We start from the raw sequence: 16,444 nt of genomic DNA on the forward strand, positions 1-16,444 counted from the left end.
CGTGTCCGTGACGGCCAGGGCGAAACCCTGGCTCGTGGCCACGGTGCAGACGGTGCGGCGAGAGACTCCCACCGCGTCCACCCTCGTTCTCGACGTCGACGGATGGCCCGGCCATCTTGCCGGGCAGCACGTGGACGTCAAGCTCACCGCCGAGGACGGCTACAGCGCGCAGCGAAGCTACTCTCTGGCGTCGGCACCCGACGGCACGTCGCGCATCGAGATCGCGGTCCAGAACGTCCCGGACGGCGAGGTGTCGCCGTATCTGGTCGAGTCCGTCGAAGTCGGCGACCGCATAGAACTCCGCGGGCCGGTGGGTCGATGGTTCGTCTGGCGGCCGTCCCAGCCCTCCGAGACCCCGTCTCCCCCGATTCTGCTGGTGGGTGGCGGTTCCGGCATCGTGCCGCTCCGCGCGATGGTTCGGGCGCAGGCGTCCGCGACGGGCGGACGAGTGCCCTTCCGAGTCCTGTACTCCGTGCGCGAACCCGCCGAGGTCTACTTCGCGGACGAGTGGGCTCGCCCTCCGGCCGGCGTGGACGTCACCATGATTCACACGCGGCGTGCACCCGCAGGCAACGCGCGACCACTCGGCCGGATCACGTTGGACGACATCGATGCTCACGGATGGCCGGCGGAGTTCGAGCCGCGATGCTACATCTGCGGCCCCACGAGCTTCGTCGACACCGTGGCCGACATGTTGGTGAAGCGTGGCCACTCGGCAGCGAACATCCGAACAGAGCGTTTCGGACCGAGCTGAGGGTGCATTGGATCAGACGATGCCGCCGAGGAATTCGATCTTGAGGCGGCTGTAGTCGTCGGTCCACTCCGAATCCACCGACATGAACGAATGGTCGAGTCTCGCCTCGTTCTTGCTGTACAGGTTGAGGCGATTGGCGACGCCTACTCTGTCCAGTCCGGCGCTCAGTTCCGCTGCCTGGTCGGGGAAGGTACCGGTGTTGCCATCGGAGATGAAGCTCGGTGGAAAGTCGGCTGTGACATTGTCGATGATGTTCGCCTGCGCCAGCAATGCTGTGTCGGTGGTGTCGAGGTAGCTTCGGGCGGCGACGTCGAAGAAGAAACCGTTCGACGGGCTCGGTGATTGCGGTGCGCCCGCTCTACCGACATCGAGGGCAGCACTCTCGAACACGATCCCCTTCAGGGCACTTCGGTCCATGGTGGGTTCGATGCCCAGTGCTCGTGCGTAATCGGAGTTGGTCTGCACAGTGGCGTAGTTGCCGACGATGTGGCCTCCCGCGCTGGTTCCGGCGAGCACGACGCGACTCATGTCGAGTCCGTATCGGACGGCGTTCGCTTCCAGGAACTGTATGGCCTGGCCCAGTTGGATTGTCTGCGTGGGAAACCGGTACTGCGGGGCGAACGCATAATTCACCGACACCACGTTGTAACCGGCGTCGAGCATGGGGCCGGCCCACGATGCGCCGTCGGAATCTGCGCTGGGAGCACCATTCGTTTTGTCCCCGACGATCCAGCCACCGCCGTGCACTGTGACGTACGTGGGCCGACCGACCGATGGATCGTCGTCGGCGATGTAGATGTCGAGAAACGAATTCGGAAGCGTCGAGCCGTATTCGACGTCGTTGGTGAGTCGTGCACCGTCGACGACCGCCGTCGCTGTCTGCGTGTCGGGCTCGAAGGAATTGCTCTGCCCCAACGCATGCAGCGATCGCACCAGCGGTGCCGGATCTGCCGCCATGCCGACGACCGCGGCGGAGCCCACCAACGCAATCGCCGCAGCGAGGCCAGCGGGGATGGCGGTGACCGCCCGACGAGTTGAGGCCGCCGAACGGCCCGTCCACGCCGATGCAAGCAGAAAGAAGCCGAGCGCTATCGACGCAACCAAGGCCGTGACCCACAGTGCGTGCATACCCGTCACCAGCCAGGCCACCTGAGTGACGACGGTGACGGCCCCGAGCGATGTACCGACGGCTACATGCTTACCGGCATTCGACGAGACAAGGCATATCGCCACCACCGCAACGGCGATGAGCCACAGTCCCACCACGAGCTGCTGACGGATGAGAAGAAACTCGAGCCATGCGAGTCCGACGCTGACGCCGCCGGTCACCGCGAGCGCAGTCGTCATCACTCTCGTGCGCTGGACGCCGCCGATCTCGACGCCTTCCTTTACGATCACTTCCCCACTACTCCGCAGACGTGTGACGTCTTCTGTGCAGTTCACGAACGGCGTCGCTGAACTCGGCCACCGGCCCGTCCACCACGATCCCCGGAACGATCTGCTGAATCGGTGACGGCGTGATCGCAAGAGGTGCTGCACCGAATTCTTCGAGCCACGTGAGCAATTGAGCCGTCGACGTGGCATAGACGATGCGGCCGAGTCCGACTATGCCGTGGCTTGCAGAGCACATCACGCAGTGTTCACCGGAGGTGTAGACCGTCGCCGATCGACGCTGATCATGGTTCAGGTTGGTCGCGGCCCACCGAGACAGTGCGATCTCGGGGTGCTGGGTGGGATCGTTCAGGTCGCCGACCCTGTTCCGGTCCTCGGCCAGCAGCTCGCCGCTGTCCGACACCAGAACCGAGCCGAACGGATCGTTGCCCGTGCGCGCCGCCTCTGCCGCCAACTCGACAGCACGGGCCAGGAATGAACGGTCACTCGAAGAGATACTCACTAGGCACCGGTGCCGACGATCGAAGTTTTCACGCTTCGACCGTACCGTCTCGAAACACACCGCACGCCGGCCCAGCAGTACGGCACCGCGGCTGGGGGTCGACTGGGCTGCGGTTGCACCACGCGCGGAGTTGCCGTTCGCGCGGTCCAACAAGATTCCGCACGTCGGCGATCTGCCGGTCTGGGCGGCCTGGTGCTTCCGCGTCGAAGCCGGCCACCGTAACCGCGCTATCGGGCGGTATCCCACGGGTCATAATGCGAAAAGATCAGCGCCGCTGAGGTAGTGCGGCGTCGCCCCTTCCTGGCCTACCTCCGCAGTGTCACCCGTCCCCGAACGTCCGTCAGTGTCTGTGCACCCATCAGCTGCATCGTCCGAGTCGCCTCCGACCGAAAGATGTCCAGGGCGGTGGTGACGCCACGCTGTCCGCCGGCCATCAGTCCGTACAAGTACGCGCGCCCCACCATCCCGGCCGTGGCCCCCAATCCCACTGCGGCAATCAGATCGGCACCGGTCGAGATGCCGGTGTCGACGTACACCTCGGCATCTGATCCGACCGCGTCGACTACCTGCGGTAGCAGTTCGAGAGGAGTCGGGGCGCGGTCGAGCTGACGACCTCCGTGATTGGACACCACCAGCGCATCCGCACCGGCATCGACGACTGTCCGGGCATCGTCGATGTCCTGAATCCCTTTGACCACAAGCTTTCCCGGCCATTCGGAGCGCAGCCATTCGAGATCGGCCACCCTCAGAGAGGGGTCGAACATACTTTTCACCAGTTCGCCGACGGTGCCTTCGAAAGACGTCAGATTCGCGAACTCCAGCGGTTCGGTGGTCAGCAGATTCATCCACCAACTGGGGTGCCGCGTCATGTCGGCCAGGGTGCGCATGTTGAGCGTCGGCGGGATCGTCATTCCATTGCGGACATCGCGCAGGCGGTTACCGGGAACGGGTGTGTCCACGGTCAGAACCAAGACGTCGACCCCGGCCTGGACTGCTCGTTCGACGAGGTCCTTACTGGCCGCCCTGTCCTTCCACAGATACAGCTGAAACCACGTGGCACCGGTCGGTGCCGTTCTCGTCACGTCCTCGATCGTCGCGGTACCCATGGTCGACAGCGCGTACGGCACACCCGCTGTTGCCGCTGCTCTCGCCACCGCTGTTTCACCTTCGTGTTGCATCATTCTGGTGAATCCAGTGGGGGCGAGGATCAACGGGAGGGACGCTGTCCTGCCGAGAATCGAGGTCGACGTGTCGACGGAGCTCACGTCTCGCAGCACATGTGGTCTGAACTCGACTCTGTCGTACCCCTCGCGCGCACGTTCGATGCCGATCTCCCCCTCGGCACCACCGGAGACGTACTCGAACACCGACTTCGGGGTACGCCGACGAGCAATCTCGGCGAGATCACCGATGGTGTGTGCGCGCGAAAGACGTCGTTCGACAGGATCGTGCTCCATCGCGCGCACTGTGAGGAACGGCGCCACCTCGCGCCAACGAGGCAGCCTCCGATGCGTCCGCGATCCGTTCGTGTCGACGGGGTCGGACACCGATTCGCCTCTCGCTTCCATTCTTGTCAGGCCACCGACACGGCGGGGTCGGCGAGATCCGGGCGAATACGCCGGAGTACGTCCATCCGGAGTGAGCCGAACAGGCCCGAACTCTTGGTACTCAACTGATCTCGTGCATCCGGCAATGGCACCGGAACGGTAGCCGTCACCGATGCCGGTGATCCACCGAGAACGATGACCTTGTTGGACATGTACACGGCTTCGTCGACGTCGTGGGTGACGATGATGACCGTCATTCCGAACTCGCGTTGCACCTTCATCGTCAGGTCTTCGAGATCGGCGCGGGTCTGGGCGTCGACGGATGCGAACGGCTCGTCCATCAACAGCACACGTGGCTCGAACGCGAGAGCCCGTGCGATGGCGGCCCGTTGCTGCATTCCGCCGGACATCTCCCAGGGATAGTAGTCACCGCGACCTGCCAGTCCGACCGATTCGAGGGCGGATTCGGCGCGTCGACGCCGCTCTGCCTTCCCCGTCGTGCGGCGCAACGGAAGTTCCACGTTTTCCCTGACGCGCATCCACGGCAGCAACGAGCGGCCGTAGTCCTGGAACACAACGGCCAGATCCGCCGGTGGCCCGTCGACCGTTCTTCCGTTGATCGACACCTCACCGCTCGCCGAAGTGAGCCCGGCAACAGCACGAAGCAGGGTGGATTTGCCGGTCCCGGAATGGCCTACGATGCAGACCAATTCACGTTCGTCGATGGTGAAGTCGACATTTTCGAGCACGGGCCCGGATGCACCGGCGTAGGTCTTGCAAAGTCCACGAACGGCCACTGCGGGCGTGGGTAGGTTGTTCATTGTGCTGCCGTCGTTTCCAGTCGTAGACGATGCCACCGAAGGGTCCTTCTCTCCACTAGAGCGAACAATAGGTTGAGTCCATAGCCCAGCAGGCCGAGCATGATGAGTCCTGCCCACATGTCCGTCATCGCATATGTGCGCTGCGATTGCAGGACGAAGTAGCCGATGCCTTCGGACGACGCGAACAGTTCGCTGCCCACCATTGCCACAACGGCAACGGCAACGCTGGTTCGCATTCCCGCAATGATCTGCGGTGTGGCGGAACGAAGGAACACGCGCATGCTCGAATCCCAGACGCCGACGCGATAACTCCGTGTGACGTCGCGTACCAGAGGGTCGACGGCGCGCACTCCGTCGACGGTGTTGAGCAACGTAGGCCACATGCACGCGAAGGCGATGATGGCCACCTTCTGCACGACGTCCGTGCCGAGCAGCACGATCGTCAGCGGTATGAGGGCGATAACCGGTGTGGCCCGGATGAACTCGAGTGTCGGAGACAGCGCACGATGTGTCTGCGGCATCGAGCCCAAGGCAAGTCCGAACAGAATCCCGATCGTGACGCCCAGGACGAACCCGAGCCCGAAGTTTCGGAGGCTGGGCACCACGTGCACGACGAAGGCATCGGAGAACCACAGGTCAGCGAAACGCGTCATGATCTCGTCGAGCGACGGGAAGTAGAACGACGAACTCTTGCTCGACGCGAACCACCACACCCCGACGAGAAGAATCGGCAGCCAGGCCTCGACGGCAAGGGAACGAATGCGGGTCACGACGGGATCCTCTGCGACGGGTGCCAGCGGCACAGCCTGCGTTCGACCGCCGCGAACAGATACAGCACGGCGACACCCATCAGGGCGGTCACCAGAGTCAACGCGAACACATCGACCATCTGCGCGTTCATCTGAGCCTGCGCAAGCGTCTTGCCGATACCGGGTACCGAGGCCAGTAGCTCGATGCCGATCGCCAGGAGCATCGCCATGACCGCGGCGATACGAAAGCCGGTGGCCACGAACGGAGTAGCGGACGGCACGATCACGAAGCGGATGACCTGGAACTTGGTCAGGCGATAGGACCGAGCCGCTTCGAGCGCGGCACCGTCGACGTCACGGACCCCGTACATCGTCTGGAGCAGGATCGGCCAGACGCAGGCAGCCACCACCACCGTCAGTTCCGTCTGACGGGTGGTTCCGTAGATGAGCGCGACGAGGGGAATGATTCCCAACGTCGGAATGGACCGAAGAAATTCGATGATGAATCGGCAACTGCGGTAGGCGAAGTCGCTCGTGCCGAGCAGAATTCCCACCGGTACGGCGATGATCGTCGAGTACAGCAGGCCCAGTGCCCACCCGGTCATGGTCGACGCGATATCGGTCCAGAACGACGACGTCGTCGCCATCTCGAGTACTCGGCCGACCACCGGAACGGGCCCGGGGATCGTGTCGGCGGCGAACAGGCCCGACGACGACAGGGCGGTCCAGCCGAGTATCAGCACGATGGGTGCGATTGCCTTCGTCGCTGCGGCGGGCATCGCCGTTCGCACGCGGAACGTCGGCACGGTGCGCAGCGCCGCGACGGTCATCGGGTGAGCCCACTGACGTCGGCCGAGGAATCGAGAGCGCCGTTCTCGCGGAGAATGGTGGCAATCTCGTCGATTCCCGTTGCGTCGACGCGGCTTTCGAGTGCCGGGTACCCGGTGTCACCGACGGTGTCGGCAGGGGTGCCGAAATGTTGGACCATGGCGGCGCGCATGTCGTCGGGGTGCGAGTCCGCGTACTCCACTGCCTCGTCGAGCGCTGTCCGAAACTTGTCGACCACCTCGGGGTTGGTCTCGACATAGTCGCGGGTCCCGGTGACCACGACTCGTGGCGCGGGGCCGAAGACCTGCTCGATGGGGTCGCCAAGGGGTGCCTCGAATTGTCCCGTCTTCAACAGGAGACTGGCGAAGGGATCACCGATCAGAGCGGCGTCGATTCGATCCGCGGTGATCGATTCGCCCATGGCGGAGAACGGAACCTCGATGATCGACACCCCGCTGCCATCACCGCCTGCTTGGTCGACGACGCCTCGGACCCCGTACTCGGATGCCGATGCCAGCAGGTTCACCCCTACCGTCTTGCCTTCCAGATCGGCAGCGGTGCGAATAGGACTCCCGGCCTCGACGAGCAGGGTGGAGCCGGTGCGTCCGTCCGGGCCGGCCTGGAACGTGGAGACGCCGCCGACCACGGCGAGGGGGATTCCCTTGCCCGCCGCCATCACGACGCCGGGTCCGGTGTTGGGGTTCATGTCGACCTGACCGCTGAGGAGACCACCGACCAGGTCCGCCGGCGTGATGTCGACGAGTTCGATGTTCAGTCCGTTGCGTTCGAAGATCCCCTGGTCGACACCCAGCAACACTGCTGCGTAGTCCGACAGTTGAACGTTGCCCAGACGGACGGTGGTCAGTCCGTTCTCCGACGCCGCCGGAGCGCTCTGCGTTCCGCCGCATGCGGTCGTGGTCAGCGCCAGCAGAATTCCCGCCGTCGCAGCAATCGATCGCGTTCGGACATGTCGGCGCTGAGGAATCATCTTCGATCACCTTCGGTTGGTCGGACCAGCACTGCCTGCTGCAGCGTCGAAAACTGACGATAGTGACGGAGACCACACCGCGATACAGAGGAACCATCCATATTTCTACGTGCGCAGTGGGTGTCCAATCCATGCCCTCCGGAGCCGGCTTCCCATACTGTCGGCATCATGACCATCGATCGAGTAGCGGTATCCGGCGGAGACGTCGTCGTCGAAACACACACCGGCAGCAGTGAGCCCGTCCTCGTGGTGCACGGAGTGTCCAGCCAACGCATGTTGTGGGGTTGGCTGCGGGCGGAGTCGCCGCACCTGACACTCCTCGCACCGGATCTGCGCGGTAGAGGTGACAGCGTGGGCGTCGCGGGAGCGTCCTCGTTGGGTCGACACGCGGACGACCTGGCCACTGTCTTGGATGCCCTCGGTCTCGACTCCGTGCACGTGTGCGGAATGTCCATGGGCGGGTTCGTGGCAGTCGAGTTCGCAGCCCGGTATCCATCTCGAGTGAAGAGTCTCGTTCTCGTCGACGGGGGCGTGCCGGTGGCACCGCCGGCCGGCCTCACCCGGGAGTCGGTCGGGGCCGTGTTCGCAGACAGGATCGCTCGAACTCAGCAGCACTTCGAGACCGTCGTCGAATACGTCGACTTCTTGGTGTCGACGTCGCTGCCACTACTCGACCCAGCCGATCCGCTCCTCCGGGCGTACGCCGAACACGATCTGGTCGACGGCTCGGTGCGGCTGTCGACCGATGCGGTCGTCTCCGACGCCGAGGATGTGTTCTTCGGCGAGTCGCGGTTCCGAGAACTGACGATGCCGATTCGATTCCTGCACGCGCAGTGGAGCGTTGGGGAGAACTCGGCACCGATGTACTCGTCCGAGGACATCGACGCGCTCGACCTGACGTCCATCACCCCGATGATGGGACTCGATCATGCCGGCACAATCATGACGTCGTCCGGTGCCGCTGCGGTGGGAGCAACAATCGACGAGGCACTGCGGAACGGGTGATCCAGGACTGTCGAGGTGTTCGCGAGGTGATGGACCTGCGCGCTGTCGTCGAACCTCCCATTGCCGAACGGGCGGGTGTCCGCCGTCGCACATCGGAACTACATGCCCTTCGCACTCCGCTCGGGACCTCGGAGCGCGAGCTCGGCAACCGGCCGCCGTCACTGCAGGTCATGCAACTGTGCGACGTGCAGTTCCATCTCGCGATCGCCGGGCTCGATGCCCACCGAATCGTCTACCACGCTATCGCAGAACGTGATCCGGTTCGCGCTCGCGAAGCAATGCACGATCACCTCGCCGACGTGCTCTAGTCGATCGCACCCCTCGCGCACTGATTCCCACCCCGAACGGTCCGAATGTCCGAAATGGAGTGCACGATTGCGCTCCAGTAGCCACTTCGTCGTATGCGCCTCGAGTGGATTCCGGACACAATCGAGGTGCTATCGGCCGAAACCGATGTACCGCAATCAAAGGAGCTCGACAGTGCCCACCCTCGAACGCGACGTCGCTATCGTCGGGGCCGGCCCTTCCGGCCTGGCCGCAGCAACCGAACTACGCAAGGCGGGGCTGACCGTCGCGGTTCTCGAGGCACGCGACCGCGTCGGTGGGCGCACGTGGACGAACACCATCGACGGCGCGAGCCTCGAAATCGGCGGTCAGTGGGTCTCGCCCGATCAGGAGTCACTGATCGCGTTGATAGACGAACTCGGCCTCGAAACGTTCGACCGGTACCGCGAGGGCCAGTCCGTCTACATCTCCGCCGCGGGCGAGCGGACCCGCTACTCGGGTGACTCGTTCCCCGTCGACGAGACCACGGACAAGGAGATGGACCGACTCGTCGCGCTGCTCGACGACTTGGCCGCCCAGGTCGGCCCCGAAGAGCCGTGGGCGCACCCGCTAGCGCGTGAACTGGACACGATCTCGTTCGAGCAGTGGCTGATTCGTGAGTCCGACGATCCCGAAGCACGAGGCAACATCGGCATGTTCATCGCCGGTGGCATGTTGACCAAACCTGCGCACGCGTTCTCGGCTCTGCAAGCAGTGCTGATGGCCGCATCGGCAGGTTCGTTCTCCCACCTGGTGGACGAGAACTTCATCCTCGACAAGCGCGTCGTCGGTGGCATGCAGCAGGTGTCGATCCGTATGGCGGCCGCCCTCGGAGAAGACATCTTCCTCGACGCGCCGGTGCGTACGGTGCGGTGGAACCCCGACGGCGCAACGGTATTCGCCGACGGCGACATCGAGGTACAGGCCAAACGCGTCGTTCTCGCCGTTCCGCCGAACCTGTACTCGCGCATCTCCTACGACCCGCCGCTTCCGCGTCGCCAGCATCAGATGCACCAGCATCAGTCGCTGGGACTGGTGATCAAGGTTCACGCCGTCTACGACACCCCGTTCTGGCGCGAGGACGGGCTGTCGGGAACCGGCTTCGGTGCCTCCGAGATCGTGCAGGAGGTGTACGACAACACCAATCATCAGGACAGCCGCGGAACACTGGTCGGCTTCGTGTCCGACGCCAAGGCCGACGCGATGTTCGAACTCGACGAGCAGGATCGCCGCACGAAAATTCTCGAATCCATCGCGCACTACCTGGGGCCCAAGGCGACCGAGCCGGTCGTCTACTACGAGTCGGACTGGGGTTCGGAAGAATGGACCCGCGGGGCGTACGCGGCCAGCTTCGACCTCGGCGGACTGCACCGGTACGGCAAGGACAGCCGCACTCCTGTCGGCCCGATTCACTTCTCCTGCTCCGATATTGCCGCGGAGGGCTACCAACACGTCGACGGCGCAGTTCGTATGGGCCATCGCACCGCGGCGGACATCGTGTCGAGAATCGGCGGATAGCGCCGAACACCAGGTCGCTCGCCTCCCGACAGAGACTGCAACGAGCACACCCTCCACCTACAACCGAGGACACACATGCGCATTGTCACAGAACACAATTCGCCCGCCTCTGCGGCCACGACGTTCGGGAGGCAGTGATGCAGTGGACGATGCCGGCGGAAGGTATCCGACACGAACGGACCTGGATGGCCTATCCGCGCGAGGGGTATTCGCTCGGTGAGACGCCCGAGGAGCAGCACGAGGCTCGCACCACGTGGGCCGAGGTCGCGCAGGCGGTCGCACGATTCGAACCGGTCACCGTCGTCGTCGACCCCGCCGAAAGTGCGGTCGCACGCACATACCTCTCGTCCGAGACCGCATACCCGATCGACATCCTCGAGGCTCCGTTGAACGACGCCTGGATGCGCGACATCGGGCCCACGTTCGTGCTGTCCGAGGACGGTCGTCTCGGCGGCGTCGACTGGGTGTTCAACGGCTGGGGTGCGCAGGATTGGGCGCGTTGGGACAAGGACTCGAAGATCGGCGCGCTCGTCGTCGAGAAGTCCGGTGCCGAGATGATCGATTCACCGATCGTCAACGAGGGCGGCGGTATTCAGGTGGACGGGCTGGGAACAGTTCTCGTCACCGAGACGGTACAACTCGATCCCGGTCGCAATCCCACGCTGTCCAAGGTCGATATCGAGGCCGAACTGGCCCGCACGATCGGTGCCACCACGGTGATCTGGCTTCCCCGAGGCCTCACCCGTGACGCGGAGGAGTTCGGAACCCGAGGCCACGTCGACATCGTCGCTGCCATTCCCTCGCCCGGCGTCGTTCTGGTGCACGACCAACGCAACCCCGAACACCCCGATCACGAGGTCAGCAAGACCGTGTTCGAGATCTTCGAGAACAGCACCGACGCACGCGGCGAGAGGTGGACCATCGTCAAAGTTCCCGCACCGGAGATTCTCCGCGACGCGGAGGGCTTCGTCGACTACAGCTACATCAATCACTACGTCGTCAACGACGGTGTGATCGCCTGTAGCTACGGCGATCCCGCGGACGACGAGGCTGCTGCAATTCTCTCTGCGGCGTACCCGGGTCGCAGCGTCGTCACCGTCGACGCTCGGCCGCTCTTCGCCCGCGGGGGCGGAATTCACTGCATCACACAGAATCAGCCAGAGGCTCAGACGGACTGAGCGGACGCGGGAGCGGGTATCGAATACTGCTCCCGCAACTCGTTCTTGCGAATCTTGCCCGTCGGATTGCGCGGGATCTCGTCGACGTCGCCGGGAAGGGCTACGGCGATCTCACCGCCGCGGGCGTGCCGAGGCGACCAGCATCGCCAGACCCATCTCGAAGGCGCGGGTGGCAATGGGATCGTCGGCATCCTCGTCCTGCACCGTCTGGTAGGCCGCGGCCAATCGCGGGAAAGCCTCCTCCTGGCCCGCCGGATCGAACACGACACTCGGGCCGGACATGTCGAGCACACTGCCGAGGATGAACGATTCGAACGCGGTCAGCAAAGGCAATACGTCCCTGCTGGCCCAGCCGACGGCCTCGGCAGCAACAGAGAAATCCTCGTACTCCGCCAACAACACCGGTGTCGATGCGCGCGTGGCCATGAGGAGGGGAACGGCGCGGTGATGCTCCGCGAAGGCCAATCGGTAGGACCTCGCCCATACGACAAGGCCGTCTTCCCAGGGCAATTCGCGTAGAGGTGCCGAGTCGATCCGGGCCGAGACCAGAGCTCGGACGTCTTCGATCATCGCCGCGCGGTCGGCGACGTGGTTGTAGAGGGAGGTAGGGTTCACGCCCAATTTCAGCGCCACGCCCCGCATGCTCGCGCCCTCGGCTCCGTCCCGATCGACCAGCGCCAATGCTGTGCGGGCAATCAGGTCACGGCTGAGAATGGCGCGAGGTGGTCGTGCCATGGTCGTCTCCTCCTTGACGGTCGTCGAGTACGGACAGCCTTGCATGTCGAGGATTTTTTCGATTCACCCGTTCCCAAAACCGACAGTGTGTGTTTTAGTTTTGTCATGAATTCTTCATCCTTCACCGTGGTCGAGGCCGATGTCGCCGGAGTTTCCGCTGCGCTCGCCGAGGGCACCGTGACGAGCGTCGAACTGGTGGCGCGCTACCTCAATCGAATCGGCCACTACGACCGCACCGGAATCGCACTGAACGCCGTACCGGTACTCAACCCCGACGCGTTCGAGGAAGCCCGCGCAGCCGACCGACGTCGGAGCGCTGGACAAGCTCTCGGCCCGATGGACGGAATTCCCTACACCGCCAAGGCCAGCTACAAGGTGCGCGGCCTTCCTGCGACGGCCGGATCGCCCGCATTCGAGGGTCTCATCGCGACCGACGACGCGTTCGCGGTGGCCCAACTCCGAGCGGCCGGTGCGATCTGCCTGGGCCTGACCAACATGCCTCCGATGGCCGCGGGCGGGATGCAGCGCGGGCTCTACGGGCGTGCCGAAAGCCCCTACGCCGCAGAGTTTCTCACCTCGGCATTCGGCTCGGGATCGTCCAACGGCTCGGGTACGGCGACAGCTGCCAGCTTCGCTACCTTCGGGCTCGCCGAGGAGACCTGGTCCTCCGGGCGCGCCCCCGCGTCGAACAACGCTCTCGTCGCTTACACGCCCTCTCGCGGGGTGATTTCGGTGCGGGGTAATTGGCCGCTGGTGCCTACGATGGATGTAGTTGTGCCACATGCGCGTACGGTCGACGACCTACTGCAACTGCTGGACGTGGTCGTGGCCGACGACGCGGTCACCGAGGGCGACCTGTGGCGTATGCAGGACTGGGTTCCGATCCCCCGGGCGTCGGAGGTCAGGCCCACGTCCTTCACCGATCTGCCGCCGCTGCCGCTGCAGGGACTTCGACTCGCCGTCCCGCGCCTGTACGTCAACGGCGATCCCGACAGTGCGTATCCGATCCACACCCGCGATTCGGTGATGGCTCTGTGGCACACCATGCGCGACGATCTGGTGGCTGCAGGTGCAGAAGTCATCGAAACCGACTTCCCCGTCGTGGAGAATTACGAAGGCCTGCATCCGGATTCGCAGACCATGGTCGACCGCGGCCTGGTTCCCGCCGAGTTCCTCGAACGCGAGCTGGAGGAACTCTCGGTGTGGGCGTTCGACAGCTTTTTGGCCGCGAACGGTCAACCCGGACTCAGCGGCCTGGCCGAGACCGACGGGGCGCGCATTTTCCCCCACCCCACCGGCGCGCTACCCGATCGCTACGGCATCCTGCCGTTCGACACGTCCTACGATCTGGCGGATTACGTTCCCATGGCGGCGGCAGGCGTGACGCCGTTCGACCGTATTCCGTCCGTGGAGGCGGGGATGCGCGGACTGGAAGAGGTCCGCCGCGTCGATTTCGAGAAGTGGTTGCAGGACAATCGGTTCGACGCCGTCATCTTTCCTGCCGTTGCCGACGTGGGCCCCGCCGACGCCGATGTCGACGTCGCGTCCGCCGATATCGCCTGGCGCAACGGAGTCTGGGTGGCCAACGGCAATCTCGTGCCCCGCCACCTCGGCATACCCACCGTCACCGTTCCCATGGGGTCGATGAACGACACGTCGATGCCGGTCGGCTTGACCCTCGCCGGTGCTGCCTACTCCGATACGACACTGCTGCAGATCGCTCGTTCCGTCGACGCCCTCGGGGCACGACGAGTGGCACCCGCACGCACCCCGGCACTGACCGACGAGCAAGTGTTCGACGGTATCGGCCACGCCGGTGAATCGGATGCCGCCATCGCAGTGACCGACGTGCAGATAAAGCCGGGCTCCGCGGGCGAAGAGCTCACCTTCGTCGTCCGGATCGACGGCGGTTCCGTCGATGACGTACAGGCTTTCGTCGACGGGGTGCGAGTGCCGCTCCACATGACGGGCAGCGCTGCCACCGGGACGGTATCGATTCCGCAGGGTTCGTACGACGCCCTGCACAGTGCGTGGCGGGCACCGTACGGCCCCCTCGTCGTCGCCGTCGCCCGCTGCGCAGACGGCGGTGTCGCCGGAGCTATGGCCACGACCGACGGATCGCCTCTCTGAACAGGCCTGCTCCGCCAGGGTGGCCCACGCGATATCGTCGTCATCATCGAAATATGTTCGCAACAGCCACAGTTCGGAGTTGTTCGTACCGTCGGCCATGGAGATCCAATCCGAGAACTGTGGGGTGCACCGAACCGTTCGGTCAGGCGGAGGGGACGGCCCGGAGTTGCAGGGGCACGTTGTCGGCCAGAAACGTCAGTTGATCTCGTATCACCGAGGAGAACAGTGGCTCGACGTACGGATCGAAATGGCCACCGTCGTAGGTCCGTACCGTGGCCTTGCGAACCTTTGCCGCGGCGCGCTGTGCGACGGCAGCCGGGGTCACGGAATCGTCGGACGCGATCTGCACCAGTGTGGGGCAGTCGATCGCGGACATCGTGCGGCCTGGGGAATACCGCCAGATCTTCAGCAATATCCGCGCCGCCACGGTCTCCGGGTAGTCGCCGTCGGTCAGGCCCGACTCGAGAACCAAGCGGTCACGCCCTGTCATCGCGTCGGGTGAGACCATCACTGCTCGCGTGCCAGGAAGCCCGACACTGTCGACGTAGTGCGGCGATCGTCCGAGGACTGCGCTGACGCTGTCGCTGATGGCGGCCGGTGCCAGCCGCAACGCCTGCCTGAACCCGGTCGCGCGAACGGCGGCGATGCCGTCGATGTGGGGCACCTGGGCGATGATCGCCGCGAACCGAACGCCGTTGCCCGCCAGCGTGAGTACGTGGCCGCCGGCGAAGGACGTACCCCATCCGACGATTCGGCTCTCGTCGACGCCGTCGAGCGAGCGAGCGAAGTCGACTGCGCTTCGCCAATCGGCAAGCTGCGAATCCACGTCCAACAGTTGGCGGGGTTCGCCGTCGCTGTCCCCGAAGTACCGATAGTCGAAGACGCAGACCACGTAGCCGGCCGCAACGAAACGCTCGGCGTACGCGTAGAGGCGCATCGCCCGGGGAGAGCCGAATCCGTGCGCCATCACGATTGCCGGCAAGTCCCTGGCGGCAGAAGTGTCAGGACGGAAGACCGTAGCCGCGCAACGAACTCCGTCCGACATGAACGATGTTTCGGCACGGGTGAAGCCGGCGTGTTCGTCGGTGGTCATGCGTGTGTCTCTCTGTTCTGCGGCAGGGTGGTGATCGGATCTCACAGCTTGAAAGGGTTGAGGGTTTTACCGAGGTAGTACCCGATGCGAGTCGGAATCGGCTTCGCTGCAGCGGCTGTCACTTTGTTGACCATCCCGGGTACGCATACCGGCGTGCCGTTGTTCACTGCCCGCCATCCTTCTCGGACGACGTCCTCAGGGCTCTGCCACAGAAGAGCGGGCAGCTTGGAGGTCGCTGCATCTCGAGTTCCCATGACGTCGTGGAACTCACTGTGGGTGAAACCGGGACAGAGCGCAGTCACGTGGATGCCGTGCGGCCGCAACTCCATGTCTAGTGCTTGCGACATGTCGAGCACATAGGACTTGATTCCGGTGTACAGCAGACTTGCGCCAGGTGGCAGCAGCGCCGCCAACGACGACAGATTCACGATTCGGCCGTATCCGCGTTCTTTCATGCCGGGCACCGTGAGATGAGCGAGTTCGGTGACGGCAGTGATCATCACCTGTATCTCCGCGGCGTGTGCGTCGAACGGCGCATCTGCGAACGTGGAGTTCCCCGACATGCCCGCGTTGTTGACGAGGATATCGACGTCGACACCGAGGGATGTCGTTTTCTCGAAGATGGCCCGGGGCGCAGAGCGATCGGCGAGGTCCGCAGGCACGACATCGCATCGCACACCGTGCTGGGACGACAGCTCGTCCGCCAGTGCGGTGAGTCGGTCCTCGCGCCGCGCGACGAGAACGAGGTTGTGCCCCTCGGCCGCGAGGTGTCGAGCAAAAGCCGCGCCTATACCCGCTGACGCTCCGGTGATCAGCGCGGTTCTTCCGGTCTTCGACATCGACGAGCCTCCACTCTTGAACGGTATTCAAGGACGGTAGC

Annotated in this window: 16 protein-coding genes; 6 read left to right on the plus strand and 10 right to left on the minus strand. The window is 64.4% G+C overall.

Annotated elements, in window-relative coordinates; translation table 11 throughout:
* Positions 1-7: 7 nt before the first annotated feature.
* Positions 8-754: a ferredoxin reductase gene (locus AABD04_RS17275; RefSeq protein WP_341441929.1), complete on the plus strand. Its 747-nt coding sequence runs from the start codon at positions 8-10 to the stop codon at positions 752-754.
* A gap of 12 nt (positions 755-766) precedes the next feature.
* Here the strand turns inward: AABD04_RS17275 and AABD04_RS17280 are convergent, their stop codons facing one another.
* From AABD04_RS17280 to AABD04_RS17310, 7 genes are all read right to left on the minus strand, one after another.
* On the minus strand, positions 767-2,152 hold the full coding sequence (locus AABD04_RS17280; protein WP_341441930.1) for an alpha/beta hydrolase: 1,386 nt from the start codon (positions 2,150-2,152) through the stop codon (positions 767-769).
* A 7-nt stretch (positions 2,153-2,159) separates the two neighbouring features.
* The gene (locus tag AABD04_RS17285) at positions 2,160-2,648 is read right to left on the minus strand and encodes a nucleoside deaminase (protein ID WP_341441931.1); all 489 of its coding nucleotides are present in this window, start codon (positions 2,646-2,648) and stop codon (positions 2,160-2,162) included.
* Positions 2,649-2,953: 305 nt separating this feature from the next.
* The gene (locus AABD04_RS17290; protein WP_341441932.1) at positions 2,954-4,105 is read right to left on the minus strand and encodes an alpha-hydroxy acid oxidase; all 1,152 of its coding nucleotides are present in this window, start codon (positions 4,103-4,105) and stop codon (positions 2,954-2,956) included.
* A gap of 116 nt (positions 4,106-4,221) precedes the next feature.
* Positions 4,222-5,016: an ABC transporter ATP-binding protein gene (locus tag AABD04_RS17295; protein ID WP_335742299.1), complete on the minus strand. Its 795-nt coding sequence runs from the start codon at positions 5,014-5,016 to the stop codon at positions 4,222-4,224.
* Positions 5,013-5,786 carry an ABC transporter permease gene (locus AABD04_RS17300; protein ID WP_341441933.1) on the minus strand — a complete coding sequence of 258 codons (774 nt, stop codon included), beginning with the start codon at positions 5,784-5,786 and terminating at the stop codon, positions 5,013-5,015. Before AABD04_RS17300 ends, AABD04_RS17295 begins: the two co-directional genes overlap by 4 nt.
* Positions 5,783-6,595, minus strand: coding sequence for an ABC transporter permease (locus AABD04_RS17305; RefSeq protein WP_243596314.1), 813 nt, complete (start codon positions 6,593-6,595; stop codon positions 5,783-5,785). The genes AABD04_RS17300 and AABD04_RS17305 overlap by 4 nt, the downstream gene beginning before the upstream one ends.
* A complete protein-coding gene (locus AABD04_RS17310; protein WP_341441934.1) occupies positions 6,592-7,581 on the minus strand; it encodes an ABC transporter substrate-binding protein in 990 nt (329 codons plus the stop codon). The genes AABD04_RS17305 and AABD04_RS17310 overlap by 4 nt, the downstream gene beginning before the upstream one ends.
* 168 nt (positions 7,582-7,749) lie before the next feature.
* Between AABD04_RS17310 and AABD04_RS17315 the strand changes: the two genes are divergently transcribed.
* From AABD04_RS17315 to AABD04_RS17330, 4 genes are all read left to right on the plus strand, one after another.
* Positions 7,750-8,586, plus strand: a complete 837-nt coding sequence (locus AABD04_RS17315; protein WP_341441935.1) for an alpha/beta fold hydrolase — start codon at positions 7,750-7,752, stop codon at positions 8,584-8,586.
* A 26-nt stretch (positions 8,587-8,612) separates the two neighbouring features.
* Positions 8,613-8,894, plus strand: coding sequence for a hypothetical protein (locus AABD04_RS17320; protein WP_341441936.1), 282 nt, complete (start codon positions 8,613-8,615; stop codon positions 8,892-8,894).
* Positions 8,895-9,039: 145 nt separating this feature from the next.
* Complete coding sequence (locus tag AABD04_RS17325; RefSeq protein WP_341441937.1) at positions 9,040-10,428, plus strand: flavin monoamine oxidase family protein; 1,389 nt, start codon at positions 9,040-9,042, stop codon at positions 10,426-10,428.
* A 137-nt stretch (positions 10,429-10,565) separates the two neighbouring features.
* Positions 10,566-11,606, plus strand: a complete 1,041-nt coding sequence (locus tag AABD04_RS17330; protein ID WP_243608367.1) for an agmatine deiminase family protein — start codon at positions 10,566-10,568, stop codon at positions 11,604-11,606.
* A 111-nt stretch (positions 11,607-11,717) separates the two neighbouring features.
* Here AABD04_RS17330 and AABD04_RS17335 read toward each other — a convergent pair whose 3' ends face one another.
* The gene (locus AABD04_RS17335; RefSeq protein ID WP_243608368.1) at positions 11,718-12,341 is read right to left on the minus strand and encodes a TetR/AcrR family transcriptional regulator C-terminal domain-containing protein; all 624 of its coding nucleotides are present in this window, start codon (positions 12,339-12,341) and stop codon (positions 11,718-11,720) included.
* Between the two features lie 105 nt (positions 12,342-12,446).
* On the opposite strand from AABD04_RS17335, the gene AABD04_RS17340 reads away from it, so the two are divergent.
* Complete coding sequence (locus tag AABD04_RS17340; RefSeq protein WP_243608369.1) at positions 12,447-14,471, plus strand: amidase; 2,025 nt, start codon at positions 12,447-12,449, stop codon at positions 14,469-14,471.
* Between the two features lie 142 nt (positions 14,472-14,613).
* Here the strand turns inward: AABD04_RS17340 and AABD04_RS17345 are convergent, their stop codons facing one another.
* Positions 14,614-15,564, minus strand: a complete 951-nt coding sequence (locus AABD04_RS17345) for an alpha/beta hydrolase (RefSeq protein ID WP_243596282.1) — start codon at positions 15,562-15,564, stop codon at positions 14,614-14,616.
* 41 nt (positions 15,565-15,605) lie between these two features.
* Positions 15,606-16,403, minus strand: coding sequence for an SDR family NAD(P)-dependent oxidoreductase (locus AABD04_RS17350; protein ID WP_243596281.1), 798 nt, complete (start codon positions 16,401-16,403; stop codon positions 15,606-15,608).
* Between the last annotated feature and the right edge of the window lie 41 nt (positions 16,404-16,444).

It is taken from the genome of Rhodococcoides navarretei (assembly GCF_038069675.1).
Classification (GTDB): Bacteria; Actinomycetota; Actinomycetes; order Mycobacteriales; family Mycobacteriaceae; genus Rhodococcoides; species Rhodococcoides navarretei.

Coding starts and splice junctions, on each gene's coding strand:
- AABD04_RS17325 (WP_341441937.1), top strand. CDS start 9,040: ATGTACCGCAATCAAAGGAGCTCGACAGTGCCCACCCTCGAACGCGAC.
- AABD04_RS17345 (WP_243596282.1), bottom strand. CDS start 15,564: ATGACCACCGACGAACACGCCGGCTTCACCCGTGCCGAAACATCGTTC.
- AABD04_RS17350 (WP_243596281.1), bottom strand. CDS start 16,403: ATGTCGAAGACCGGAAGAACCGCGCTGATCACCGGAGCGTCAGCGGGT.
- AABD04_RS17305 (WP_243596314.1), bottom strand. CDS start 6,595: ATGACCGTCGCGGCGCTGCGCACCGTGCCGACGTTCCGCGTGCGAACG.
- AABD04_RS17330 (WP_243608367.1), top strand. CDS start 10,566: ATGCAGTGGACGATGCCGGCGGAAGGTATCCGACACGAACGGACCTGG.
- AABD04_RS17315 (WP_341441935.1), top strand. CDS start 7,750: ATGACCATCGATCGAGTAGCGGTATCCGGCGGAGACGTCGTCGTCGAA.
- AABD04_RS17340 (WP_243608369.1), top strand. CDS start 12,447: ATGAATTCTTCATCCTTCACCGTGGTCGAGGCCGATGTCGCCGGAGTT.
- AABD04_RS17335 (WP_243608368.1), bottom strand. CDS start 12,341: ATGGCACGACCACCTCGCGCCATTCTCAGCCGTGACCTGATTGCCCGC.
- AABD04_RS17290 (WP_341441932.1), bottom strand. CDS start 4,105: ATGGAGCACGATCCTGTCGAACGACGTCTTTCGCGCGCACACACCATC.
- AABD04_RS17295 (WP_335742299.1), bottom strand. CDS start 5,016: ATGAACAACCTACCCACGCCCGCAGTGGCCGTTCGTGGACTTTGCAAG.
- AABD04_RS17310 (WP_341441934.1), bottom strand. CDS start 7,581: ATGATTCCTCAGCGCCGACATGTCCGAACGCGATCGATTGCTGCGACG.